The organism is Pseudonocardia nematodicida (assembly GCF_040105385.1).
Lineage (GTDB): Bacteria > Actinomycetota > Actinomycetes > Mycobacteriales > Pseudonocardiaceae > Pseudonocardia > Pseudonocardia nematodicida.
This window is the reverse complement of the sequence record NZ_JBEDNQ010000016.1, coordinates 80,985-102,356: the sequence shown is the minus strand read 5'-3', so window position 1 is coordinate 102,356 and position 21,372 is coordinate 80,985. Positions and strand designations below refer to the sequence as shown.

Below are 21,372 nucleotides of genomic sequence, written 5' to 3'. Positions count from 1 at the left end.
CTCATGGAGCTTGAGTTCGGTGCCACCGAACTCAAGCTCCATGAGTCCGGGCTGGGGTGGGACGGCTGGGGTGGGGTCAGACCGTGACGTTCGAGAAGAGCAGCACGGCCAGGCCCAGGCCGACGGCCAGGTTCATCCCGGTCGCGGCGGCGAACACCCCGATCGGCCGCCAGCCGGCCTCGCGCAGCGGCGCGACCCGGAACTCCAGCCCGATCGAGACGAACGCGAGGATCAGGAACGTCGTCCGGAACGCGTTGACGTCGCTGATCAGCGGGTCGGCCACGTCCTCGCCCACCGCGGCGACGAAGACGGTCGCGACGACCGAGGCGGCCAGGAAGCCGAGCACGAACTTCGGGAACCGCTCCCAGAAGTCGCGCAGCCCCGGACGCGTCGCGGCCCCGGCGCGCTCGACCTTCAGCGCGAAGTAGGCGGTGAGCGCCACCGCGACCACGCCGAGCAGCGCGTTCTGCGTGGTCTTGACGATGGTGGCGATCTGCAGCGCCTCCTCGCCGACGATCGCCCCGGCCGCGCTGACCGCCGCGGTGGTGTCGATGTTGCCGCCGATCCAGGCACCGGCGACGGCGGGGGACAGGCCCATCGCCTGCACCGCGGCGGGCAGCAGGAAGATCGACGGCAGCGCGAAGATGATCACCAGGCTGGCGGTGTAGGCGAGCTGTTCCTTCTTCGCCTGCACCGCACCGGCCGCGGCGATCGCGGCGCTGACCCCGCAGATCGACACCGCGGACGCCAGTAACGCGCGCAGCTTGTCGTCCACGCCGAGCTTCCCGGCCAGCCACCACGTGAACCCGAACACCACCGTGATCAGGACGAACGCCTGCAGCACCGCGGGCCCGGCGGCGCCGACGATCACCGAGAAGTCGATCGAGGCGCCGAGCAGGACCAGCCCGGTCTTGATGAAGAACTCGGTACGGAAGCCGCCGGAGAGCCGCTCGCGCAGCCCGGTGACGGTGAGCAGCACGTTGCCGAGCAGGCCGAGCAGGATCGCGTAGACCGGGTACTCGATCGCCCCGGCGATCTCGGCCCAGGCGGTGCCCTCGGCGGCGTCCGGGACGGTCTGTTCCAGGAAGCGGACGAGCGCGCCGATGGCCAGGACGACGGCGACGCCGCCGAGCGCCCACGCCGTCGTCGAGCGGGTCGTCGTCTGCTGGTCGGTCACGGGACCAGCCACCCGGGCCAGAGTCCGGCGAGGACCAGGACGAGCAGCAGCAGGCCGACGATCGTGGCCGCCCAGTCCTCGTTGAGGGCGAGGCGACGCTGGGTGGAGACCTCCTCGCCGACGGGGTCGGGCTCGGGGTCGGAGGGGGTGCCGGGCGCGCTCATGAGCGCCCCCCGGTGCGGGGCATGCGGATCACGGGAGTTCCTTCGAGGAGTTCGGACGCGTGGGCGTGGACCGGCCGCGCGCGGGTCAGCGGCGCGGGCCGGTGCCCGGACAGAACTCGTCGAAGGCGGCGGGGCGGCGCGACGGCCAGAACTCCTCGAGGTGCACGACGAGGTGCCCGGCGGCGGCCGGGTGCGTCGCACCGGCACGGGAGTCCGAACACCTCACCCGGCAATCGTGAGCGGCGAGCACGATCAGGACAACCGGGCGTCCACCCGGCGGACGACTGTCCGGACAACCGCGTCGCCGGTGGTCGGTCAGGGCTGCGCGCCGACCTCCTCGGGCTGCGCGGCGCCCTCGTCGCGGCTGCGGCGCAGCCGGGTGACGGCGACCGAGATCGCGGCGATCCACGCGGCGACGACCACCACGTAGGTGGCGACGGTCGTGGCGGTGCCCACCTCCAGGGTGCGCAGGATGGTGCGCGCGTTGGTCAGGATGATGATCCCGCCGACCGCGGTGCCCAGCACCGGCGCGGGGATCTTCGTGACCAGCCAGGCCGCGAGCGGCGCGGCGAGCACGCCGCCGATCAGCAGGCCGCCGATCGTGTACGGGTCGAGCACCTCGTGGCCCAGCCCGATCAGGAACCCGATGCTGGCGGCGACGGCGACCATGAACTCCGAGGTGTCGACCGAGCCGACGACGGTGCGCGGCGCGGTCTTGCCGGCGCCGAGCAGGGCCGGGGTGGACACCGGGCCCCAGCCGCCACCGCCGGAGGCGTCGACGAAGCCGGCGACCAGGCCGAGCGGGGACAGGAACCGCGCGCCGTGCGGGGACCGCCGGGCCGTCGCGACCTTCGGCGGGCGGATCGAGAAGCGCAGCAGGATGTAGACGCCCAGCGCGAGCAGGATGCCGGCCATGTACGGGGCGGCGGACTCGGTGGACAGCGCCGACAGCATCGTCGCGCCGAGGAAGGCGCCGACCGCGCCGGGGACGCCGAGCTTGAGCACCAGCTTCCAGTCGACGTTGCCGAACCGCCAGTGCGCGGCACCGGAGGCCAGCGTGGTGCCGACCTCGGCGAGGTGCACCGAGGCGCTGGCGGTGGCCGGGTTGATGCCGGCGACCAGCAGCAGCGACGTCGAGGTGACGCCGTAGGCCATGCCGAGGGCGCCGTCGACCATCTGGGCGGCGAAGCCGACGATCGCGAAGACGATGAGCGTGCGCACGAGTGATCCCTGGTGAGGTGGCGGCGGGCACGACAGGTGACCCGCCGGAACGAGCGGGGTGGCAGGCGGAGTCTCAGCAGGGGCGACAGAACTCGTCGAAGGCGTCGAGGCGGCGCGAGGGCCAGAAGCGCTCGAGGTGCGCGACGAGGTGCCAGGAGACCGCGGGAGCCGACGCCGAGCGGCCGGACGGGGGCGTCCGGTCGGCGCGGTCGGTGGCGTCCTGCATCGTTCCATCGTGAGTCGGTCCACCGGTCGCGACAACTCGGTGTCCGGCGGGCGGGACGGGCCGGAACCTGTCCGGACACCCGGGGTGGAGAGGCTCGGGGGGCGACGGCGGCCGCCCGATAGCGACGGGCCCCACCGCGCCGTACGCGATGGGGCCCGGGGTGCACGCCGCTCAGCCGGCGGAGACCGCCGCCAGCGGGTCGCCGACGAGACCGGCGGCGAGGGTGTTGCCGGTCGGCGGGTCGATCAGCAGGAACCCGCCGGTCGTCCGGATCCGGGCGTAGGGGTCGACGGGCAGCGGGTCGGCGACGCGCAGCGTCACCCGCCCGATGTCGTTGATCTCCAGCCGCTCCGGGGCGTCGGTGTAGGACACCGTCTCGGTGTCCAGCCGGGACGCCAGCCCGCCGACGATCACCTGCGTGGTGCGGGTGCCGTGCTTGAGCAGCAGCCGGGCGCCCGGCGTCAGCGGCTTCTCGGCGAGCCAGCACAGCGTCGCGTCGAGCTCGGAGACGACCTCCGGCGCATCGGCCGCGGTGGCGATCAGCGCGCCGCGCGGGGCGTCGATGTCGTCGGTCAGCAGCACGGTGACGCTCAGCCCGGCGCTCGCGGCGTCGAGCGGGCCGTCGGCGGTGCGGACCTCGGAGACCGTGGTGCGCTGCCCCTCGGGCAGGACGACGACCTCGTCGCCGGCCCGGACGGTGCCCGACGCGACCTGGCCCGCGTAACCCCGGTAGTCGTGCAGCTGCTCGGTCCGGGGACGGATCACGTACTGGACCGGCATCCGGAACGGGGCGTCGGCGTCCGGTCCCTCCACGGGCACCGACTCCAGGTGCTCGAGCAGCGTCGGGCCGTCGTACCAGGGGGTGTGCGCGCTCCGGAACGCGACGTTGTCGCCGACCAGCGCGGAGAGCGGGATGACCTCGATCGACGCGTCGTCGAAGCCCAGCGAGCGGGTGAGCTCGGAGAACTCGGCGGCGATCGTGCGGATCTTGTCCTCGTCGTAGTCGATGAGGTCGATCTTGTTGATCGCGAGCACCAGGCGCGGGACGCGCAGCAGCGACAGCACCGCGGCGTGCCGGCGGGTCTGGGCGACGACGCCGTTGCGGGCGTCGACCAGCAGCACCGCCAGCTCGGCGGTGGAGGCCCCGGTGACGGTGTTGCGGGTGTACTGCACGTGGCCCGGGGTGTCGGCGAGCACGAACTCCCGGGTCGGCGTGCCGAAGTAGCGGTAGGCGACGTCGATCGTGATGCCCTGCTCGCGCTCGGCGCGCAGGCCGTCGACCAGCAGGGAGAGGTCCGGTGTGGACATTCCCTTGTCGACCGAGGCGCGCTCGACGGCCTCGATCTGGTCGGCGAGCACCGACTTGGTGTCGTAGAGCAGGCGTCCGACCAGGGTGGACTTGCCGTCGTCCACCGAGCCGGCCGTCGCGAACCGGAGAAGGTCACGCCCCATCAGAAGTAGCCTTCCTTCTTGCGGTCCTCCATGGCGGCCTCGGACAGCCGGTCGTCGGCCCGGGTGGCGCCGCGCTCGGTCAGCCGGGACGCGGTCACCTCGTCGATCACCTCGTCCAGAGTGGACGCGGTCGACTCGACGGCGCCGGTGCACGAGCCGTCGCCGACGGTGCGGTAGCGCACCGAGCGGGTCTCGAGGGTCTCCCCGTCGCGCGGGCCGCCCCACGGGCCCTCGGCCAGCCACATCCCGTCGCGGCGGAACACCGGCCGCTGGTGGGAGTAGTAGATGGACGGGAGCTCGATGTTCTCCCGGCGGATGTAGCGCCAGACGTCGAGCTCGGTCCAGTTCGAGATCGGGAACACCCGGACGTGCTCGCCGGGGGCGTGCCGTCCGTTGTAGAGGTTCCACAGCTCGGGGCGCTGCTTGCGCGGGTCCCAGCGGCCGAACGCGTCGCGCAGCGACATGATCCGCTCCTTGGCCCGGGCGCGCTCCTCGTCCCTGCGCCCGCCGCCGAACACGGCGTCGAACCGGTGCTCGGCGATGGCGTCGAGCAGCGGCTGGGTCTGCAGCGGGTTGCGGGTGCCGTCGGCGCGCTCGACCAGCCGGCCGTCGGCGAGGTAGTCCTCGACCCGCGCGACCTCCAGGCGAAGGCCCAGCTGCGCGGCGATCCGGTCCCGGAACTCGATGACCTCCGGGTAGTTGTGCCCGGTGTCGACGTGCAGCAGCCCGAACGGCACGGGGGCCGGCGCGAACGCCTTCACCGCCAGGTGCACCAGCAGCGTCGAGTCCTTGCCACCGGAGAAGAGGATCACCGGGCGGTCGAACTCGCCGGCGACCTCGCGGAAGACGTGGATCGCCTCGGACTCCAGTGCGTCGAGCGCGTCCAGCGTCGGGGTCGTGACAGCGGTGGTCACGGGCTCTCCTTCATCGACGTCGGGGTGGTCATCCGTGCAGGCCGCACTCGGTCTTGGCCCGGCCGGACCAGCGACCGGAACGCGGATCGGAACCGGGTGCGGGCTTCGCCGTGCAGGGCGCGCAGCCGATGCTCGGGTAGCCGGCGTCGACCAGCGGGTTGACCAGGACGCCGTGTTCGGCGATGTAGGCGTCCATCTGCTCGTCGCTCCACGCCGCGATCGGGTTGATCTTGACCAGCCCGAACTTGTCGTCGTAGGTGATCAGCGGGGTGCCGGCCCGGGTCGGGGCCTCCACCCGCCGGACGCCGGTGACCCAGGCGTCGTAGCGGGACAGGGTGTCCTGCAGCGGCGCCACCTTCCGCAGCGCACAGCAACGGTCGGGTTCGCGGGCGAACAGATCCTTGCCGTACTCGGCGTCCTGCTCGGCGACCGACTGCCGGGCCGTGGCGTTCACGATCGACAGCTCCGGGTAGACCGCGTCGACGGCGTCGCGGGTGCCGATCGTCTCGGCGAAGTGGTAGCCGGTCTCCAGGAAGAGGATCCGCACATCGGGCTTGGCGCGGTGGGCCAGGTCGATCAGCACCGCGTCCTGCATGTTCGACGCGACGATCAGCTCGTCGCCGAAGGTCTCCGCCGCCCAGGCGAGCAGCTGCTCGGCGGTCGCGTCCGGCCCGAGCTCGTCGGCGCCACGCTCGGCGGTGGTGCGCAGGTCGGTCTCGAGGGCAACACTCATGACGGCTCCGTTCCCGAGGGGACCGTGGGGGACGAGGGGCCCGAGGGCACACCGATCCCGACGAAGGACACGACGAAGGTGCGCAGGCAGCCCGCGCACCACCAGGCGGCGCCGGGGACCTTCTCCGACCTCTGGGCGGGTCGCAGGTCCTCCTCGCCGCAGTACGGGCAGTAGAACGGTGCCGCTCGCTCGCTCATTCCGGGCGCCCCTACTTGAGATCGTTCTCGTCGGCCCGCAGCACCCACTGCGCGAACCGCTCGTCGCCGTCGCGCTGGTCGGCGAAGTTCCGCACGACGCGCTCGACGTACTCGCCCAGCTCCGCGCTGGTCACCTTCAGGCCACGCAGCTTCCGCCCGAAGCCGGCGTCGAGCCCGAGCCCGCCGCCCAGGTGCACCTGGAAGCCCTCGACCTGGTTGCCGTCGGCGTCGGTGACGATCTGGCCCTTCAGCCCGATGTCGGCGACCTGGGTGCGCGCGCAGGCGTTCGGGCAGCCGTTGAGGTGCAGCGAGATCGGGACGTCCGGCACGACGTCGGCGAGCCGCTTCTCGAGGTCCTCGACCAGCCGGATCGCGCGCTCCTTGGTCTCGACGATCGCGAGCTTGCAGAACTCGATGCCGGTGCAGGCCATCGTGGCCCGGCGCCAGGTCGACGGCTGGGCGGGCAGGCCGAGCGTGTTGAGGTCCTCGATCAGCCCGTCGAGCTTCTCGTCGGCCACGTCCAGCACGACGATCTTCTGGTACGGCGTGAAGGTGATCCGGTCCGACCCGGCGCGCTCGGCCGCCTCGGCGACGGCGACCAGCGTCGTCCCGGACACCCGGCCGGACGGCGGCGCGACGCCGACGTAGTTGCGGCCGTCCTTCTGCTTGTGGACGCCGACGTGGTCGATCGGCCGCTCGGGGATCTCCGGCGCGGGGCCGTCGACCAGCTTCCGGCCCAGGTACTCGTCCTCCAGGATCTGGCGGAACTTCTCGGCGCCCCAGTCGGCGATCAGGAACTTGATCCGGGCCCGGTGCCGCAGCCGGCGGTAGCCGTAGTCCCGGAACACCTGCACGACGCCGTGCCACACGTCGGGCACCTCGTCGAGCGGCACCCAGGCGCCGAGCCGCTGCGCGATCTTCGGGTTGGTCGAGAGCCCGCCACCGACCCAGAGGTCGAAGCCCGGACCGTGCTCGGGGTGGTCGACGCCGACGAAGGAGATGTCGTTGACCTCGTGCGCGACGTCCTGCTGCCAGGAGATCGCCGACTTGAACTTGCGCGGGAGGTTGGACAGCTCCCGGTCGCCGATGAACCGGCGGACGATCTCGTCGATCGCCGGCGTCGGGTCGATCTTCTCGTCGGCCGACACCCCGGCCACCGGCGAGCCCATCACGACGCGCGGGCAGTCGCCGCAGGCCTCGGTGGTCTGCATGCCCAGCGGCTCGATCATGTTCCAGATCGCGGGCACGTCCTCGACGCGGATCCAGTGGTACTGGATGTTCTCCCGGTCGGTGACGTCGGCGGTGTCCCGGCCGTAGCGCTGGGAGACCTCGCCGAGCGCCCGGAGCTGGGCGACGTTCACGGCGCCGCCGTCGAGCCGGACCCGCATCATGAAGTAGGAGTCGTCGAGCTCCTCGGGCTCCAGCGCCGCGGTGCGTCCGCCGTCGATCCCGGGCTTGCGCTGGGTGTAGAGGCCCATCCAGCGGAACCGGCCGCGCAGGTCGGCCGGGTCGATCGAGTCGAAGCCCCGCTCGGCGTAGATGTTCTCGATCCGGGTGCGGACGTTCAGCGGGTTGTCGTCACGCTTGCTGCGCTCGTTCGGGTTGAGCGGCTCGCGGTGGCCGAGTTTCCACTGGCCCTGGCCTTTCGCTCGGCCGGGGGCGGTCTTCGAGGGCGCCATGTGGTGGGTGCTCCGGGAGTCGGGTTCCGGGCACACGGCACACCCGGGACGGGGCGCGACGCGACCCGGGAGATGTCAGACGGGGCCGTCAGGAAGGACGGCGACAGAGCGCGCTGCGGGTCCGGTTCAGGTCCACGTGGCGTCGGGCCACGAGGCGGAGACGGAGCGCGTGCACGTCGTCCAGCTTCGCACGGTGTCCGGACGTGGGCCACCGTGACGTCCGGATCGTGGGAGTCGGCACATCGACCCGCCTGGCAGACTCGGGAGACGTGCCACCCGCCGTCGGGAACCCCGCCGATCCACCGCCCTTCGGGCTGTACGTCCACGTGCCGTTCTGCGCGACCCGCTGCGGCTACTGCGACTTCAACACCTACACCGCCTCCGAGCTGGCGGGCGATGCCTCGTCCCCGGACGGCTGGCTCGCCGCGGCCCGCGCCGAGATCGCGCTGGCCGCCCGCACGGTCGGCGACCGCACCGTGCAGACGGTGTTCGTCGGCGGCGGGACGCCGTCGCTGATCGGCGCCGATCGGCTGTCCGCGGTGCTGGCCGCTGTGAAGGAGCACTTCCCGCTCGCCCTGTACGCCGAGGTCACCACCGAGTCGAACCCCGAGTCGACGTCGCCGGAGTTCTTCGCCCGCATCCGCGAGGGCGGCTTCACCCGGGTCTCGCTGGGGATGCAGTCCGCGGCCCGGCACGTCCTCGCGGTGCTGGACCGCACGCACACCCCGGGGCGCGCCGTCGAGGCCGCGCGGGAGGCGCGGGCGGCCGGGTTCGGGCACGTCAACCTGGACCTGATCTACGCCACGCCGGGCGAGCGCGACGAGGACCTCCAGCGCTCCGCCGACGCCGTACTCGAGGCCGGGGTCGACCACGTCTCGGCCTACTCGCTGATCGTCGAGGACGGCACCGCACTGGCCCGGCGGGTCCGCCGTGGCGAGCTCCCGGCCCCCGACGACGACGTCGCCGCGCACCGCTACGAGCTGCTCGACGCGCGGCTGCGCGCGGCCGGGATGGCCTGGTACGAGGTGTCGAACTGGTCGCTGCCGGGTGCCGAGTGCCGGCACAACCTCGGGTACTGGCACGACGGCGACTGGTGGGGGATCGGCCCGGGCGCGCACTCGCACCTGGCCGGCCGGCGCTGGTGGAACGTGAAGCACCCGGCCCGCTGGGCGGGGATGCTGGAGGCCGGCGAGCGCCCCGAGGCGGGCGGCGAGGACCTCACCGACGAGCAGCGGCACACCGAGCGGGTGATGCTGCGGCTGCGGTTGGCCGAGGGGCTCCCGCTGGAGCTGCTGGAGCGCGACGCCAGGGCCGCCGCGGCCCGGGCCGTCGCCGACGGTCTGCTGGTCCACGACGCGCACGCGGCCGGCCGGGCGGTGCTGACCGACCGGGGACGGCTGCTGGCCGACCGGGTGGTGACCGACCTGCTGGTGCCCGAGCCGGCCTCGGCGTCCGGTCCGCGCTGACGCGTCCGGGACCCGCGGGACGCCGAGCGGGCGGGGTGAGCAGCGCCGACGCGCGGTCTCGGCCGTCCGGTGCACGGGACGCCTACGATGGTGGCGGAACGTCAGGTTCGTTCCGAGGAGTCCGCGTGACCCGGGGAGGTGCGCCGAGTGAACGCCGATGAACGACGCTTCGCGGTGCTGCGGGCCATCGTGGCCGACTACGTGGCGACCCAGGAGCCGGTCGGGTCCAAGGCGATCGTCGACCGGCACAACCTGGGTGTCTCGAGCGCCACCGTCCGCAACGACATGGCCGTCCTCGAGGACGACGGTCTGATCGCGCAGCCGCACACCAGCGCCGGGCGGATCCCGACCGACAAGGGCTACCGCCAGTTCGTCGACCGGATCTCGCAGGTCAAGCCGCTCTCGGCGGCCGAGAAGCGGGCGGTGCAGACCTTCCTCGACGGCGCGGTGGACCTCGACGACGTGCTGCGCCGCAGCGTCCGGCTGCTGGCCCAGCTGACCCGGCAGGTCGCCGTCGTCCAGTACCCGACGCTGACCCGGTCCACGGTGCGGCACCTGGAGGTCGTGCAGCTGACCCCGGCCCGCCTGATGCTGGTGCTGATCACCGACTCGGGCCGGGTCGACCAGCGGGTGGTCGACCTGGGCGACGTGCTCGACGACGCCGCGCTCGCGCGGGTGCGGGAGATCCTGGGCAACGCGCTCAACGGACGCCGGCTGGCCGAGGCCTCGGTCGCCGTCGCCGAGCTGCCCGAGACCGGGCCGGACGACCTGCGCGTCCCGCTGACCCAGCTCGCGACGGTGCTCATCGAGACCCTCGTCGAGCACCCGGAGGAGCGCATGGTGCTCGGCGGCACCGGGAACCTCACCCGCGGTCACGCCGACTTCCCGGGCTCGCTGCGCCAGGTCCTGGAGGCGCTGGAGGAACAGGTCGTGGTGATGCGGCTGCTGGCCGCGTCCCAGGAGTCCGGCCTGGTCACGGTGCGGATCGGCGAGGAGAACGAGTCCGAGGACCTGCGGACGGCGTCGGTGGTGACGATCGGGTACGGCGCGGGCACCCCGCTGGGCGGCATGGGTGTCGTCGGGCCGACCCGGATGGACTATCCGGGCACGATCTCGGCGGTGCATGCCGTCGCCCGGTACGTGGGTGAGATCCTGGCCGGGCGCTGAACATCACGGAGAGACACACACATCCGCGCCCGCCCGGACGATCCCGGGCGGGCGTTGTCGAGGGACATTGAGGACGAGAAGCCAGGTGGCACGCGACTACTACGGGATCCTGGGCGTCGAGCAGGGCGCCGACGCGACGGAGATCAAGCGGGCATACCGCAGGCTCGCCCGTGAACTGCACCCCGACGTCAACCCCGACGAGGCGGCGAAGGAACGCTTTCGCGAGGTCAGCACCGCCTACGAGGTGCTGACCGACCCGGAGAAGCGCCGGATCGTCGACCTCGGCGGCGACCCGATGGACCCGCGCGGCGGGGGCGGGACCGGCGGCCAGGACCCGTTCGCCGGGTTCGGCGGATTCAGCGACATCATGGACGCCTTCTTCGGCGGGACCGCCGGCGGTGGCCGCGGTCGCGGCCCGCGCAGCCGGGTGCAGCCCGGTGCGGACGCGCTGATCCGGATGGAGCTGTCGCTGCAGGAGTGCGCGGCCGGCGTGCAGCGCGACCTCGCGGTCGACACCGCGGTGCTGTGCACCCTGTGCCAGGGCTCCGGCTGCGCCGAGGGCACCCACCCCACCGCCTGCGACACCTGCAACGGCTCCGGCGAGATCCAGAGCGTGCAGCGCTCGTTCCTCGGCCAGGTCGTCACCGCGCGGCCGTGCCCCACCTGCCGCGGGTTCGGCGAGGTCATCCCCGAACCCTGCCGGCAGTGCGCCGGCGACGGGCGGGTCCGGTCCCGACGCACGGTGTCGGTGAAGATCCCGGCCGGCGTCGCCGAGGGCATGCGGGTGCGGCTGTCCGGGCAGGGCGAGGTCGGCTCGGGCGGCGGCCCCGCCGGCGACCTCTACGTGGAGGTCGAGGAAGCCCCGCACGAGATCTTCACCCGGGATGGCGCGGACCTGCACTGCACGCTGCCGCTGCCGATGACGGCGGCCGCGCTCGGCACCACCCTGCCGCTGGAGCTGCTCGACGGGACGGTGCAGGAGCTCGACGTCGAGGCCGGCACCCAGCACGGCACCGTCCGCACGCTGCGCGGCAAGGGTATGCCCCGGCTGCGCTCCACCGGGCGGATCGACGGCTACGGCGACCTGCTGGTGCACGTCGAGGTGGCGGTCCCGAGCAAGCTGGACAAGGAGCAGACCGAGCTGCTGCGCCAGCTCGCCAAGATGCGCGGCGAGGAGCAGCCGGACCTGGTCGGCGGCAACCGGAACGGGCACGGCCTGTTCTCCCGGCTGCGCGACTCCTGGACCCGGTGACCGGCTCCGGTTCATGACGACCGCTCCGCTCTTCCTCGTCGACGCGCTTCCCGCCGCGGGCGCCGAGGCCGTCCTCGACGGTCCGGAGGGGCGGCACGCCGCGACCGTGCGGCGGCTGCGCCCCGGCGAGGAGCTGGTGCTGTCCGACGGCCGCGGCGGCGTCGCGCACGCGTCGGTGGTCGCCGCCGCCGGGCGCGACGCGCTGTCGGTGCGGGTGGCCTCGGTCGAGACCGTGCCCGCGCCCGCGGTCCGGGTCGTCGTCGCGCAGGCGCTGGTGAAGGGCGACCGGGGCGAGCTCGCGGTCGAGACGGCCACCGAGGCCGGCGCGGACGGGTTCGTGCCCTGGCGGGCGGCCCGCTGCGTCGCCCGCTGGGACGACGGCCCGCGCGGCGCGAAGGCCCTGGAACGCTGGCGCAGCAGCGTGCGGGAGGCGGCCAAGCAGGCCCGCCGCCCGTGGCAGCCGGAGGTCGCGGCACCGCTCAGCACCCCGCAGCTGGCGCGGCGCGTGGCCGAGGCCGACACCGCACTCGTGCTCCACGAGTCGGCCAGGACCGGTCTGGCCGACGTCGACCTCCCGGCCGCCGGCGAGGTGCTGCTGGCCGTCGGGCCCGAGGGCGGGGTCGACGACGGCGAGCTGGCCGCGCTGACCGCCGCCGGTGCGGTTCCGGTGCGGCTGGGGCCCGAGGTGCTGCGCGCCTCGACCGCGGCCTGCGTGGCGCTGGGCGCGCTGGCCGTGCGCACCGGGCGCTGGGCCCGCTGACGCCGGGCCCGCCGAACCGCTCGCGCGGTGCCGGTCCCCGCCGAGATACGGCTGAGCGGGCCACAGAGATCAACAATCCCCGCTGAGGCGTATCTCGGCGGTGAGAACCGGGGCAGGACGTGCCACGGCTCCCGTCCCGGCGCACTGACATGATCGGCGGATGGACGTCCCGGCCAGGATCCCCGACGGCGCCCGCCGGCTCGACCGGCGCGGCTTCGGCCGCCTCGTCGGTGCGGTCGCGGCGACGTCGCTGGTGGCGGGCTGCGGGCCGGATCGTCCCGCCGGGTTCGACAGTGCGCCGATACCCGCGGCGCCGCCGCCGGCCGGGGCCCGGCGGATCGCGTACGGCGACCACCCGGACCAGTACGGCGACCTCACGCTGCCCGAGGACCGGCCGGAGCCGCGCGCGCTCGTCGTCGTCGTACACGGGGGGTCGTGGCGGGTCGGCGTCGGTCCGGAGAACATGCGCTCGGTGGTCCCCGCCCTGGTCGCGGCCGGGTACGCGACCTGGAACATCGGGTATCGGCGGGTCGGTTCCGGTGGCGGCTGGCCGGGCACGCTCTCCGACGTCGCCGCGGCCACCGACCACGTGACCGAGCTGGACGCGGTCCCGTTCGACCCGGACCGGACGTTCGCGCTCGGGCACTCCGCCGGCGGGCACCTGGCGATGTGGCTGGCCGCGCGCGGGCGGCTGCCGGCGGGAGCGCCCGGTGCGGACCCGCGGGTCACCCCGGCCGGTGTGGTCAGCCAGGCCGGGGTGCTGGACCTGGTCAGCGCCGCGGGGCACCGGGGCAGCAACGTCCCGCCGCTGCTCGGCGGCACCCCGGAGGAGGTCCCCGACCGGTACGCGGTCGCGAGCCCGATCGCGCACGTCCCGTCGGGCGTGCCGTCGGTGTGCGTGCACGGGACCGCCGACCAGGTCGTGCCGATCGCGCAGAGCGAGGAGTTCCTGGCCGCCGCGACGGCCGCCGGGGACCGCTCCGAGCTGGTCCGCGTGGACGGCGCGACGCACATCTCGGTGATCGACGCGAGCACCCCCGGCTGGCGGGAGTCCCTGGCGGGCCTGGAGCGGCTCACGGGATGACGTCCGGCTCGCCCGGAATCGGCGGGTGTGCCCGGGCGTTTCACCGGTACCATCCTCATCCGAACCGATCCGGCGACATCTCGAGGCAGGCGATCACACTCTTGACCGGAACCGAACCCGGCCCCACCCCGCCGACCGGCACGGTCGGCGTGCACGCAGCACCGGGCGGGACCGTCCGGTCGAAGCTGTCGGTGCCGGACACCGCCCTGCTCGCCCTGCTCGGCTCCCGCGACGAGAGCCTGCGCGCCGCGGAGGAGGAGCTGACCGCCGACGTCCACGTGCGCGGCAACGAGCTGACCCTGTCCGGGGATCCCGGCGACGTCGCGTTCGCCGAGCGGGTCTTCACCGAACTGATCACGCTGGCCCAGCGCGGTCAGCTCGTCGGCGCCGACACCGTGCGGCGGACCGTGCAGATGCTGGCCGACAGCGACGAGGCCTCCGGTCCCGACGACCGGTTGGCGGAGTCCCCGGCCGAGGTGCTCAGCCTGGACATCCTGTCCCGGCGCGGGAAGACCATCCGGCCCAAGACGCTCAACCAGAAGCGCTACGTCGACGCCATCGACTCGCACACGATCGTCTTCGGGATCGGTCCGGCCGGTACCGGCAAGACGTACCTGGCGATGGCCAAGGCGGTACAGGCGCTGCAGGCCAAGCAGGTCAACCGGATCATCCTGACCCGGCCGGCGGTCGAGGCGGGGGAGCGACTGGGGTATCTGCCCGGCACCCTCTACGAGAAGATCGACCCGTACCTGCGCCCGCTCTACGACGCGCTGCACGACATGCTCGACCCGGAGTCCATCCCGAAGCTGATGGCGGCCGGGACGATCGAGGTCGCGCCGCTGGCGTACATGCGGGGCCGCGCGCAGCCGGTCGAGACGCCGGTACTGACACCGGACGGCTACCGCAGGATCGGCAGCCTCCGCGTGGGCGACCTGGTCACCGGACGGGACGGGCGCCCGACCCCCGTACTCGGGGTGCACCCGCAGGGCATCAAGGACATCTACCGCGTCACGACCCAGGACGGCGCGTCGACCCTGGCGTGCGGCGAGCACCTGTGGACCGTCCGGACCCCGGACGACCGCAGGCGCGACAAGCCTGGGCGGGTGCTGCAGACGACCGACATGATCGGGAATCTGCGGTGGTCGCACGCGCACCGCTACGAGCTCCCGCTCGTCGAGCCGGTGCAGATGCCCGCGCACGAGGTCCCGATGGACCCGTACGCCGTCGGCCTGCTGCTCGGTGACGGTTGCATCACGACGAGCACGACGCCGTCGTTCAGCACGCGCGACCCCGAACTCGCCGAGGCCCTCGGCGCGGCGCTGCCAGGTGTCGAGGTCCGGCGTAGGTCGGAGTTCGACTACGTGCTGAACCGGGCGGGCGGCGGCCGGGGAGGCGTGATCGTCGCCAACCCGGTGACCGAGATCGTCCGCGACCTGGGGCTGGCCGGGACGCGCTCGACGACGAAGTTCGTGCCGGGGGCCTACCTCGACAACGACGCGGACACCCGCCTGGCCGTCCTGCAGGGGCTGCTGGACACCGACGGCGGACCCGTCCGTCAGAGCGGCCGCTCGTGCCGGATCCAGTACACGACGTGCTCGGACCGGCTCCGCGACGACGTCGTGTACCTGGTGCGCTCGCTGGGTGGCGTGGCGTACACACGGACGCGCAGGGCCGAGGGGCGCACGCCCGGCTCCGTGAACGGGCGACCGGTGGGGTACCGCGCGGACGCGCATGTCCTCGACATCCGGCTGCCGGCCGGTCTCGCACCGTTCCGGCTCGCGCGCAAGCGGGACGCCTACGACTGCGACGGTGGCGGCCGTCCGATGCGCTTCATCTCCTCGATCGAGCCGGCGGGTGAGGCCGACTGTGTCTGCATCTCGGTCGCCGCGCAGGACTCGCTGTACGTGACCGAGGACTTCATCGTCACGCACAACACGCTCAACGACGCGTTCATCATCCTCGACGAGGCGCAGAACACCACGCCCGAGCAGATGAAGATGTTCCTCACCCGGCTCGGGTTCGGCTCGCGGATCGTGGTGACCGGTGACGTCACCCAGATCGACCTGCCGGGCAGCGCCCGGTCCGGGCTCGCCGTGGTGCAGGACATCCTCGACGGCGTCGACGACGTGCACTTCTCCGAGCTCGACAGTGCCGACGTGGTCCGGCACCGGCTGGTGTCGGACATCGTCGACGCCTACGCACGCTTCGACGCCGTGTCGAACCGCCGGGCCGCGGTGAACAGCGGTAATTCCGCGCCGCGCAACGGTCCGCCGATCCGGCACGGCGGTCGCCGCCGATAGTGTCGGTGGCCCCGTCTACCCTGGGCTCGATCTGATGGACGAGACAGGTGGGGACGGGGCGCCGGCGGCGTGAGTATCGAGGTCGTCAACGAGTCCGGGGTCGCGATCGACGAGGCACAGATCGCCTCGGTCGCCCGGTACGCGCTGGATGCCATGAAGGTGAACCCGGCGGCCGAGCTGGCCGTCACCGCGGTTCCGCTGGACGCGATGGAGGAGCTGCACGTCCGCTGGATGGACGAGCCGGGCCCCACCGACGTGATGGCGTTCCCGATGGACTCGGTGGCCGAGGACGGCCGCCGTCCGGATGCCCCGGACCTGGGGCCGTCGCTGCTGGGCGACGTCGTGCTGTGCCCGGCGTTCGCCCGGGACCAGGCCAAGAAGGCCGGGCACACCCTGGCCGACGAGCTGCACCTGCTGACCGTGCACGGCATCCTGCACCTGCTCGGCTACGACCACCTCGAACCGGAGGACGAGCGCGAGATGTTCGCGTTGCAGAACCGGCTGCTGGTGCGCTGGCGCTCGGACCGGGCCCAGGCCGCGGCCCGGGACGCCCAGAAGCGCAGCGACGACCGGCTGCTCGGCGCGGCCGGCTTCGAGGACGAGCCGGAGCGCTGACGACGTGACCACCGTCTGGCTCATCGCCACCGCTGTCGGGCTGGTGCTGGTCGCCGGGGTGTCCGCGGCCGCGGACTCCGCCCTGATGTCGATCTCGCGCGCCCGGGTCGAGGAGGTCGTGCGGTCCGGCCGGGGCGGCGGGCGCGCGCTCGCCGCCGTGGTCGCCGACCGGCCGAAGCACGTCAACCTGCTGATGCTGCTGCGGGTGATCTGCGAGGTCGCCGCGATCATCGTGCTCGCCGTGGCGCTGGCTCCGCTGTTCTCCTCGCCGTGGATCGGCCTGCTGATCACCGGCGTGATCATGGTGCTGGCCAGCTACGTGCTGGTCGGCGTCGGGCCCCGCACCCTGGGCCGGCAGCACCCGTACCGGATCGGCCTGGCGCTCGCCGGACCGGTGCGTGCGCTGGGCACGGTCCTGTCGCCGCTGGCGAAGCTGCTGATCCTGCTCGGCAACGCGATCACCCCGGGCCCCGGGTTCCGGGAAGGCCCGTTCTCCACCGAGATCGAGCTGCGCGAGCTCGTCGACATGGCCAGCAACCGCGGCGTGGTCGACGAGGGCGAGCGCAAGATGATCCACTCGGTGTTCGAGCTGGGGGAGACCCCGGTCCGGGAGATCATGGTGCCGCGTCCGGACGTCGTGTGGGCCGAGCGGGACACCCCGGTCGACAAGGTGCTGCGGCTGGCGCTCAAGAGCGGCTACTCGCGGATCCCGGTGCTCGGCGACGGCATCGACGACGTGATCGGCGTGGCCTACCTCAAGGACCTGATCCGGGCCCGGGACGACGTCGAGCGCGGCGGCGCCCCGCAGCGCAGCCTGCCCGAGATCATCCGGTCCGCCGCGTTCGTGCCCGACTCCAAGCGCAGCGACGAGCTGATGCGGGAGATGCAGCGCACCCGCAACCACATGGCCGTCGTGGTCGACGAGTACGGCGGCACCGCGGGCGTCGTGACGATCGAGGACATCCTCGAGGAGATCGTCGGGGAGATCACCGACGAGTACGACGCCGAGGAGATCCCCGAGGTCGCGGAGGCCGACGAGGGTGCGTTCCGGGTCGCGGCGCGACTGCCGGTCGAGGACCTGCAGGAGCTGTTCGCGGGTCGCTTCCGCGGCACCCCGCGGGAGGACGAGCTGCGCGAGGCCCTGGAGTCCGCGGACGTCGACACCGTCGGCGGGCTGCTCGCGCAGCGGCTCGGCAAGGTGCCGCTGCCCGGCGCGACCGCCGAGGTCGAGGGACTGCTGCGGCTGCAGGGCGAGGGCGGCAAGGACGCCCGCGGCCGGGTCCGGATCACCGCGGTGCTGGTCAGCCCGCTGGATCCGGCCGAGGAGGGCGAGCCGTCCGACTCGCAGGGACACGACGTTCCGGCCGCGGTGATGGGCGACCCGAACGAACCTGCTGACGCGCACCCCGAGGCCACGAGCATGAAGGACCGAGCATGAGCCTGCCCCCCACCCCGTCCTATGACCTGGTCGTCGTCGGTGGCGGCATCGTCGGTCTCGCCACCGCCTACGCCGCGACGAACGCGGGCCTCTCGGTCGCCGTCGTCGAGCGGGAGATGCGGCTGGCGAACCACCAGACCGGGAACAACTCCAACGTCATCCACTCCGGGCTCTACTACGCCCCCGGCGGCTACAAGGCCCGCCTCGCGGTGGCCGGCTGCGCGGAGACCGTCGCGTTCTGCCGCGAGCACGAGCTCCCGCACCAGGTGTGCGGCAAGCTCGTCGTCGCCACCGAGCCCGAGGAGCTGCCCCGGCTCGACGAGCTCGCTCGGCGCGGCGACGCCAACGGCGTCGAGAACCACCGGCTCGACGAGCACGGGATGCGCGAGCACGAGCCCGACGTCCGCGGCCTGGCCGCGCTGTGGGTGCCGTCCACCGGCATCTGCGACTACCGCTCGATCGCGGAGAAGCTCGGCGAGCTGGTCGAGAAGCAGGGCGGCGAGGTGCACCTGGGCCGCACCGTCACCGGGTTCGCCCGCAGGCCGGCCGACGTCGTCGTGCGGACCCAGCGCGGCGACCTGCTCGGGAAGCGGGTCGTGGTCTGCGGCGGCCTGCGCTGCGACGAGCTCGCGACGATGGCCGGGGCGGACCCGGGCGTGCGGATCGTCCCGTTCCGCGGTGAGTACTCCGGGTTCTCCGAGCGGGCGGCGTCGCTGGTCCGCGGCCTGATCTACCCGGTGCCCGACCCGGCGTTCCCGTTCCTCGGGGTGCACGCCACCCGCGGCATCGACGGCCACGTGCACGCCGGCCCGAACGCCGTGCTGGCGATGGCCCGGGAGGGCTACTCCTGGGGCACGATCAAGCCGAAGGAGCTGCTCGGCACGCTCACCTACCCGGGCATGCTCAAGGTCGCGCGGACGCACTGGCGCTACGGCATCGGCGAGGTCCAGCGGTCGCTGTCGCGCAAGGCGATGGTCCGTCAGATCCAGCGGATGCTGCCCGACGTGCAGGCCGAGGACCTGCACCCGGCCGGCGCGGGCGTCCGGGCGCAGGCGGTCAAGGCCGACGGCACGCTGGTCGACGACTTCCTGTTCCTCGACCAGCCGGGACCCGGTGGCGCCGGTGGGGCGGGCTCGATCCTGCACGTGCTGAACGCGCCGTCCCCGGCCGCGACCGCCGCGCTGCCGATCGGCCGCGAGATCCTCACCCGGCTCGGGGCGGACTCCGCGTGACGGCGCCCGGCTTCAGGTCCGGCTTCGCCTGCTTCGTCGGCCGGCCGAACGCCGGCAAGTCCACGCTGACCAACGCGCTGGTCGGGCAGAAGGTCGCGATCACCTCGTCGCGGCCGCAGACCACCCGGCACGCGATCCGCGGCATCGTGCACCGCGAGGACGCGCAGATCGTGCTGGTCGACACGCCGGGCCTGCACCGGCCGCGGACGCTGCTCGGGTCCCGGCTCAACGACGTGGTGCGCGAGACCTGGGCCGAGGTCGACGTCGTCGGGTTCTGCGTGCCGGCGAACGAGAAGGTCGGGAAGGGGGACCGGTTCATCGCCGAGGAGCTGCGCAAGGTGGCCGCGCACACCCCGGTGATCGCGATCGTCACCAAGACCGACGTCGCCCGCCCCGAGCAGGTCGCCGAGCGGCTCACCGAGGTGTCCGCGCTGATGGACTTCACGGAGGTCGTGCCGACGAGCGCGCAGTCCGGGTTCCAGGTGCAGCTGCTCTCGGACCTGCTGGTCGCCCAGCTGCCGGCGGGCCCGCAGCTCTACCCGGACGGTGATCTGACCGACGAGCCCGAGGACGTCCTGGTCGCCGAGCTGGTGCGGGAGGCCGCCCTGGAGGGTGTGCGGGACGAGCTGCCGCACTCGATCGCCGTCGTCGTCGAGGAGACGATCGAGAAGAAGGACCTGCTCGAGATCTACGCGATCATCTACGTCGAGCGGTCCAGCCAGAAGGGCATCGTGATCGGACGCGGCGGGGCCCGGCTCAAGCAGGTCGGTACCGACGCGCGCCGGCAGATCGAGAAGCTGCTGGGCACGAAGGTGCACCTCGACCTGCACGTGAAGATCGCCGAGGACTGGCAGCGGGATCCGAAGCAGCTGCGCAAGCTGGGGTTCTAGACTTCCTCCCATGGCCCAGCTGTACCGCGACACCGGTGTGGTGCTGCGCGTGCAGAAGCTCGGCGAGGCCGACCGGATCATCACCATGCTGACCAAGCAGCGCGGCAAGATCCGGGTCGTCGCGAAGGGCGTGCGCCGCACCCGGTCCCGCTGGGGTGCCCGACTGGAACCGTTCAACCACGTCGACGTGCAGTGCTACACCGGCCGCACGCTCGACGTCGTCACCCAGGCGCAGACCGTCGACGCGTTCGCCCCCGCCGTCGTCGCGGACTGGTCGGCGTACTCCTGCGGGTGCGCGATCCTGGAGACCGCCGACCGGCTGGTGTCCGAGGAGGGCGAGCCCGCGCTGCGGGTGTACCTGCTGCTGCTCGGCGCGACCCGCGCGCTCGCCGACGGGGTGCGGGAACCGGCCCTGGTGCTCGACGCGTTCCTGCTGCGGGCGATGAGCCACGCCGGGTGGGCGCCGTCGCTGTCGGACTGCGCGCGCTGCGCCACGCCGGGTCCGCACCGGTCCTTCACCGTCGCCGGCGGTGGGATGGTGTGCCCGCGGTGCCGGCCGCCGGGGTCGGTCACCCCGGCCGCGGAGACGGTGGCGCTGCTGGACGCGCTGCTGCACGGCGACTGGGACACCGCCGACGCGTCGGTCGCGGCGAGCCGGCGGGAGGCGAGCGGCCTGGTCGCGGCGCACCTGCAGTGGCACCTGGAACGGCAGCTGCGGTCGTTGCCGCTGGTGGACCGGCAGGGCCGGCTCCGGCGGACGCTCCCGACCGCCCCGGAGCCGATCATGGCCGCTGACATCGGGGCGCCGGACGGTCCGCGATCACCGACGGACGGTTCCGCCGTACCTCCTGTGACCACCGGTCCGCCGCCGGTCGCGGCTCGCGCGACACCCACCGACTCCGCCGGGTGATCCGGGCTTCCACGGGGCAACCGGACGATCACGTCGTTACGATCTCCCATGATCGAGGGGGCCTGAGGGCCCCGCCGACGGAGAGGTGCTCGTGACCCGACCCCAGACCCCGGCGGACAGCGACGGCACGACCGAGCGGACCCGCAGGCTCCCCGCGGCGACGCAACGCATCCCGGTGCCGCCCACCCAGCAGATCCCGGTGCGGACCGAGGCGCTGCCGGAGTCGCCGCAGGACGGACCGACCCGTGCTATGCGCCAGGTCCGAGCCCTGACCGAGGACGGATCCTGGTCGGGCATCCCGATGCTGCCGGTGATCCGCCCCGACGAGGGCGAGTCGCTGACCGAGCAGGACCGGGTCCGCGGGCACCGGGGCATGCGCGAGCTGCGCGAGACGATGGAGCGCCTCGACGACCCGGACGTGCCGGCGTGGCCGCACCGCGAGGAGCCGGACGAGAAGTTCCGCATCTGAGCCTCCCGCGGCGGCGCCCGGTCTCC

The 21,372-nt window shown here is 73.2% G+C and carries 21 protein-coding genes and 3 pseudogenes; 14 read left to right on the top strand and 10 right to left on the bottom strand.

Annotated features, from left to right (window positions below; genetic code table 11):
* Positions 1-76: 76 nt before the first annotated feature.
* The 10 genes from WIS52_RS30095 to WIS52_RS30050 all read right to left on the bottom strand — a co-directional run bounded on the left by WIS52_RS30095 (position 77) and on the right by WIS52_RS30050 (position 7,763).
* Entirely contained in the window at positions 77-1,189 is a 1,113-nt protein-coding gene (locus WIS52_RS30095; RefSeq protein WP_349301803.1) for a YeiH family protein, read from the bottom strand.
* The gene (locus WIS52_RS30090) at positions 1,174-1,341 is read right to left on the bottom strand and encodes a hypothetical protein (RefSeq protein ID WP_349301802.1); all 168 of its coding nucleotides are present in this window, start codon (positions 1,339-1,341) and stop codon (positions 1,174-1,176) included. The genes WIS52_RS30095 and WIS52_RS30090 overlap by 16 nt, the downstream gene beginning before the upstream one ends.
* Before the next feature lie 85 nt (positions 1,342-1,426).
* Positions 1,427-1,567 (bottom strand): hypothetical protein, encoded by a 141-nt coding sequence (locus tag WIS52_RS30085; protein ID WP_349301801.1) that lies wholly within the window; start codon positions 1,565-1,567, stop codon positions 1,427-1,429.
* Between the two features lie 89 nt (positions 1,568-1,656).
* On the bottom strand, positions 1,657-2,562 hold the full coding sequence (locus WIS52_RS30080; RefSeq protein WP_349301800.1) for a sulfite exporter TauE/SafE family protein: 906 nt from the start codon (positions 2,560-2,562) through the stop codon (positions 1,657-1,659).
* Positions 2,563-2,635: 73 nt separating this feature from the next.
* Positions 2,636-2,788, bottom strand: a complete 153-nt coding sequence (locus WIS52_RS30075) for a hypothetical protein (protein ID WP_349301799.1) — start codon at positions 2,786-2,788, stop codon at positions 2,636-2,638.
* 171 nt (positions 2,789-2,959) lie between these two features.
* Positions 2,960-4,240, bottom strand: a complete 1,281-nt coding sequence (locus WIS52_RS30070) for a sulfate adenylyltransferase subunit 1 (protein ID WP_349301798.1) — start codon at positions 4,238-4,240, stop codon at positions 2,960-2,962.
* Positions 4,240-5,154, bottom strand: coding sequence for a sulfate adenylyltransferase subunit CysD (gene cysD / locus WIS52_RS30065; protein WP_349301797.1), 915 nt, complete (start codon positions 5,152-5,154; stop codon positions 4,240-4,242). The genes WIS52_RS30070 and cysD overlap by 1 nt, the downstream gene beginning before the upstream one ends.
* Before the next feature lie 28 nt (positions 5,155-5,182).
* Positions 5,183-5,887, bottom strand: coding sequence for a phosphoadenylyl-sulfate reductase (locus WIS52_RS30060; RefSeq protein WP_349301796.1), 705 nt, complete (start codon positions 5,885-5,887; stop codon positions 5,183-5,185).
* The gene (locus WIS52_RS30055; RefSeq protein ID WP_349301795.1) at positions 5,884-6,084 is read right to left on the bottom strand and encodes an Insertion element protein; all 201 of its coding nucleotides are present in this window, start codon (positions 6,082-6,084) and stop codon (positions 5,884-5,886) included. Before WIS52_RS30055 ends, WIS52_RS30060 begins: the two co-directional genes overlap by 4 nt.
* Positions 6,085-6,095: 11 nt before the next feature.
* Positions 6,096-7,763, bottom strand: coding sequence for a nitrite/sulfite reductase (locus WIS52_RS30050; RefSeq protein ID WP_349301794.1), 1,668 nt, complete (start codon positions 7,761-7,763; stop codon positions 6,096-6,098).
* Between the two features lie 269 nt (positions 7,764-8,032).
* On the opposite strand from WIS52_RS30050, the gene hemW reads away from it, so the two are divergent.
* The 14 genes and pseudogenes from hemW to WIS52_RS29980 all read left to right on the top strand — a co-directional run bounded on the left by hemW (position 8,033) and on the right by WIS52_RS29980 (position 21,346).
* On the top strand, positions 8,033-9,229 hold the full coding sequence (hemW, locus tag WIS52_RS30045; protein WP_349301793.1) for a radical SAM family heme chaperone HemW: 1,197 nt from the start codon (positions 8,033-8,035) through the stop codon (positions 9,227-9,229).
* 147 nt (positions 9,230-9,376) lie between these two features.
* Positions 9,377-10,396 (top strand): heat-inducible transcriptional repressor HrcA, encoded by a 1,020-nt coding sequence (hrcA, locus tag WIS52_RS30040; RefSeq protein WP_349301792.1) that lies wholly within the window; start codon positions 9,377-9,379, stop codon positions 10,394-10,396.
* Between the two features lie 85 nt (positions 10,397-10,481).
* Positions 10,482-11,648, top strand: coding sequence for a molecular chaperone DnaJ (gene dnaJ, locus WIS52_RS30035; protein ID WP_349301791.1), 1,167 nt, complete (start codon positions 10,482-10,484; stop codon positions 11,646-11,648).
* Positions 11,649-11,661: 13 nt separating this feature from the next.
* The gene (locus WIS52_RS30030) at positions 11,662-12,408 is read left to right on the top strand and encodes a 16S rRNA (uracil(1498)-N(3))-methyltransferase (RefSeq protein ID WP_349301790.1); all 747 of its coding nucleotides are present in this window, start codon (positions 11,662-11,664) and stop codon (positions 12,406-12,408) included.
* 160 nt (positions 12,409-12,568) lie between these two features.
* Positions 12,569-13,492 (top strand): alpha/beta hydrolase family protein, encoded by a 924-nt coding sequence (locus WIS52_RS30025; RefSeq protein ID WP_349301789.1) that lies wholly within the window; start codon positions 12,569-12,571, stop codon positions 13,490-13,492.
* Between the two features lie 101 nt (positions 13,493-13,593).
* A pseudogene (locus tag WIS52_RS30020) lies at positions 13,594-14,352 on the top strand (PhoH family protein); the annotation flags it as partial.
* Positions 14,341-15,168, top strand: a pseudogene (locus WIS52_RS30015) (LAGLIDADG family homing endonuclease); the annotation flags it as partial. The pseudogenes WIS52_RS30020 and WIS52_RS30015, both read left to right, overlap by 12 nt.
* Before the next feature lie 258 nt (positions 15,169-15,426).
* Positions 15,427-15,792: pseudogene (locus WIS52_RS30010) on the top strand (PhoH family protein); the annotation flags it as partial.
* A gap of 69 nt (positions 15,793-15,861) precedes the next feature.
* The gene (gene ybeY / locus WIS52_RS30005; protein WP_349301788.1) at positions 15,862-16,407 is read left to right on the top strand and encodes an rRNA maturation RNase YbeY; all 546 of its coding nucleotides are present in this window, start codon (positions 15,862-15,864) and stop codon (positions 16,405-16,407) included.
* 4 nt (positions 16,408-16,411) lie between these two features.
* The gene (locus WIS52_RS30000) at positions 16,412-17,845 is read left to right on the top strand and encodes a hemolysin family protein (protein ID WP_349301787.1); all 1,434 of its coding nucleotides are present in this window, start codon (positions 16,412-16,414) and stop codon (positions 17,843-17,845) included.
* Positions 17,842-19,077 carry an L-2-hydroxyglutarate oxidase gene (gene lhgO, locus WIS52_RS29995; protein WP_349301786.1) on the top strand — a complete coding sequence of 412 codons (1,236 nt, stop codon included), beginning with the start codon at positions 17,842-17,844 and terminating at the stop codon, positions 19,075-19,077. The genes WIS52_RS30000 and lhgO overlap by 4 nt, the downstream gene beginning before the upstream one ends.
* Positions 19,074-19,967, top strand: a complete 894-nt coding sequence (gene era / locus WIS52_RS29990) for a GTPase Era (protein WP_349301785.1) — start codon at positions 19,074-19,076, stop codon at positions 19,965-19,967. The genes lhgO and era overlap by 4 nt, the downstream gene beginning before the upstream one ends.
* A 10-nt stretch (positions 19,968-19,977) precedes the next feature.
* Positions 19,978-20,877, top strand: coding sequence for a DNA repair protein RecO (gene recO, locus WIS52_RS29985; protein ID WP_349301784.1), 900 nt, complete (start codon positions 19,978-19,980; stop codon positions 20,875-20,877).
* 91 nt (positions 20,878-20,968) lie between these two features.
* The gene (locus WIS52_RS29980) at positions 20,969-21,346 is read left to right on the top strand and encodes a hypothetical protein (protein ID WP_349301783.1); all 378 of its coding nucleotides are present in this window, start codon (positions 20,969-20,971) and stop codon (positions 21,344-21,346) included.
* Positions 21,347-21,372 lie beyond the last annotated feature (26 nt).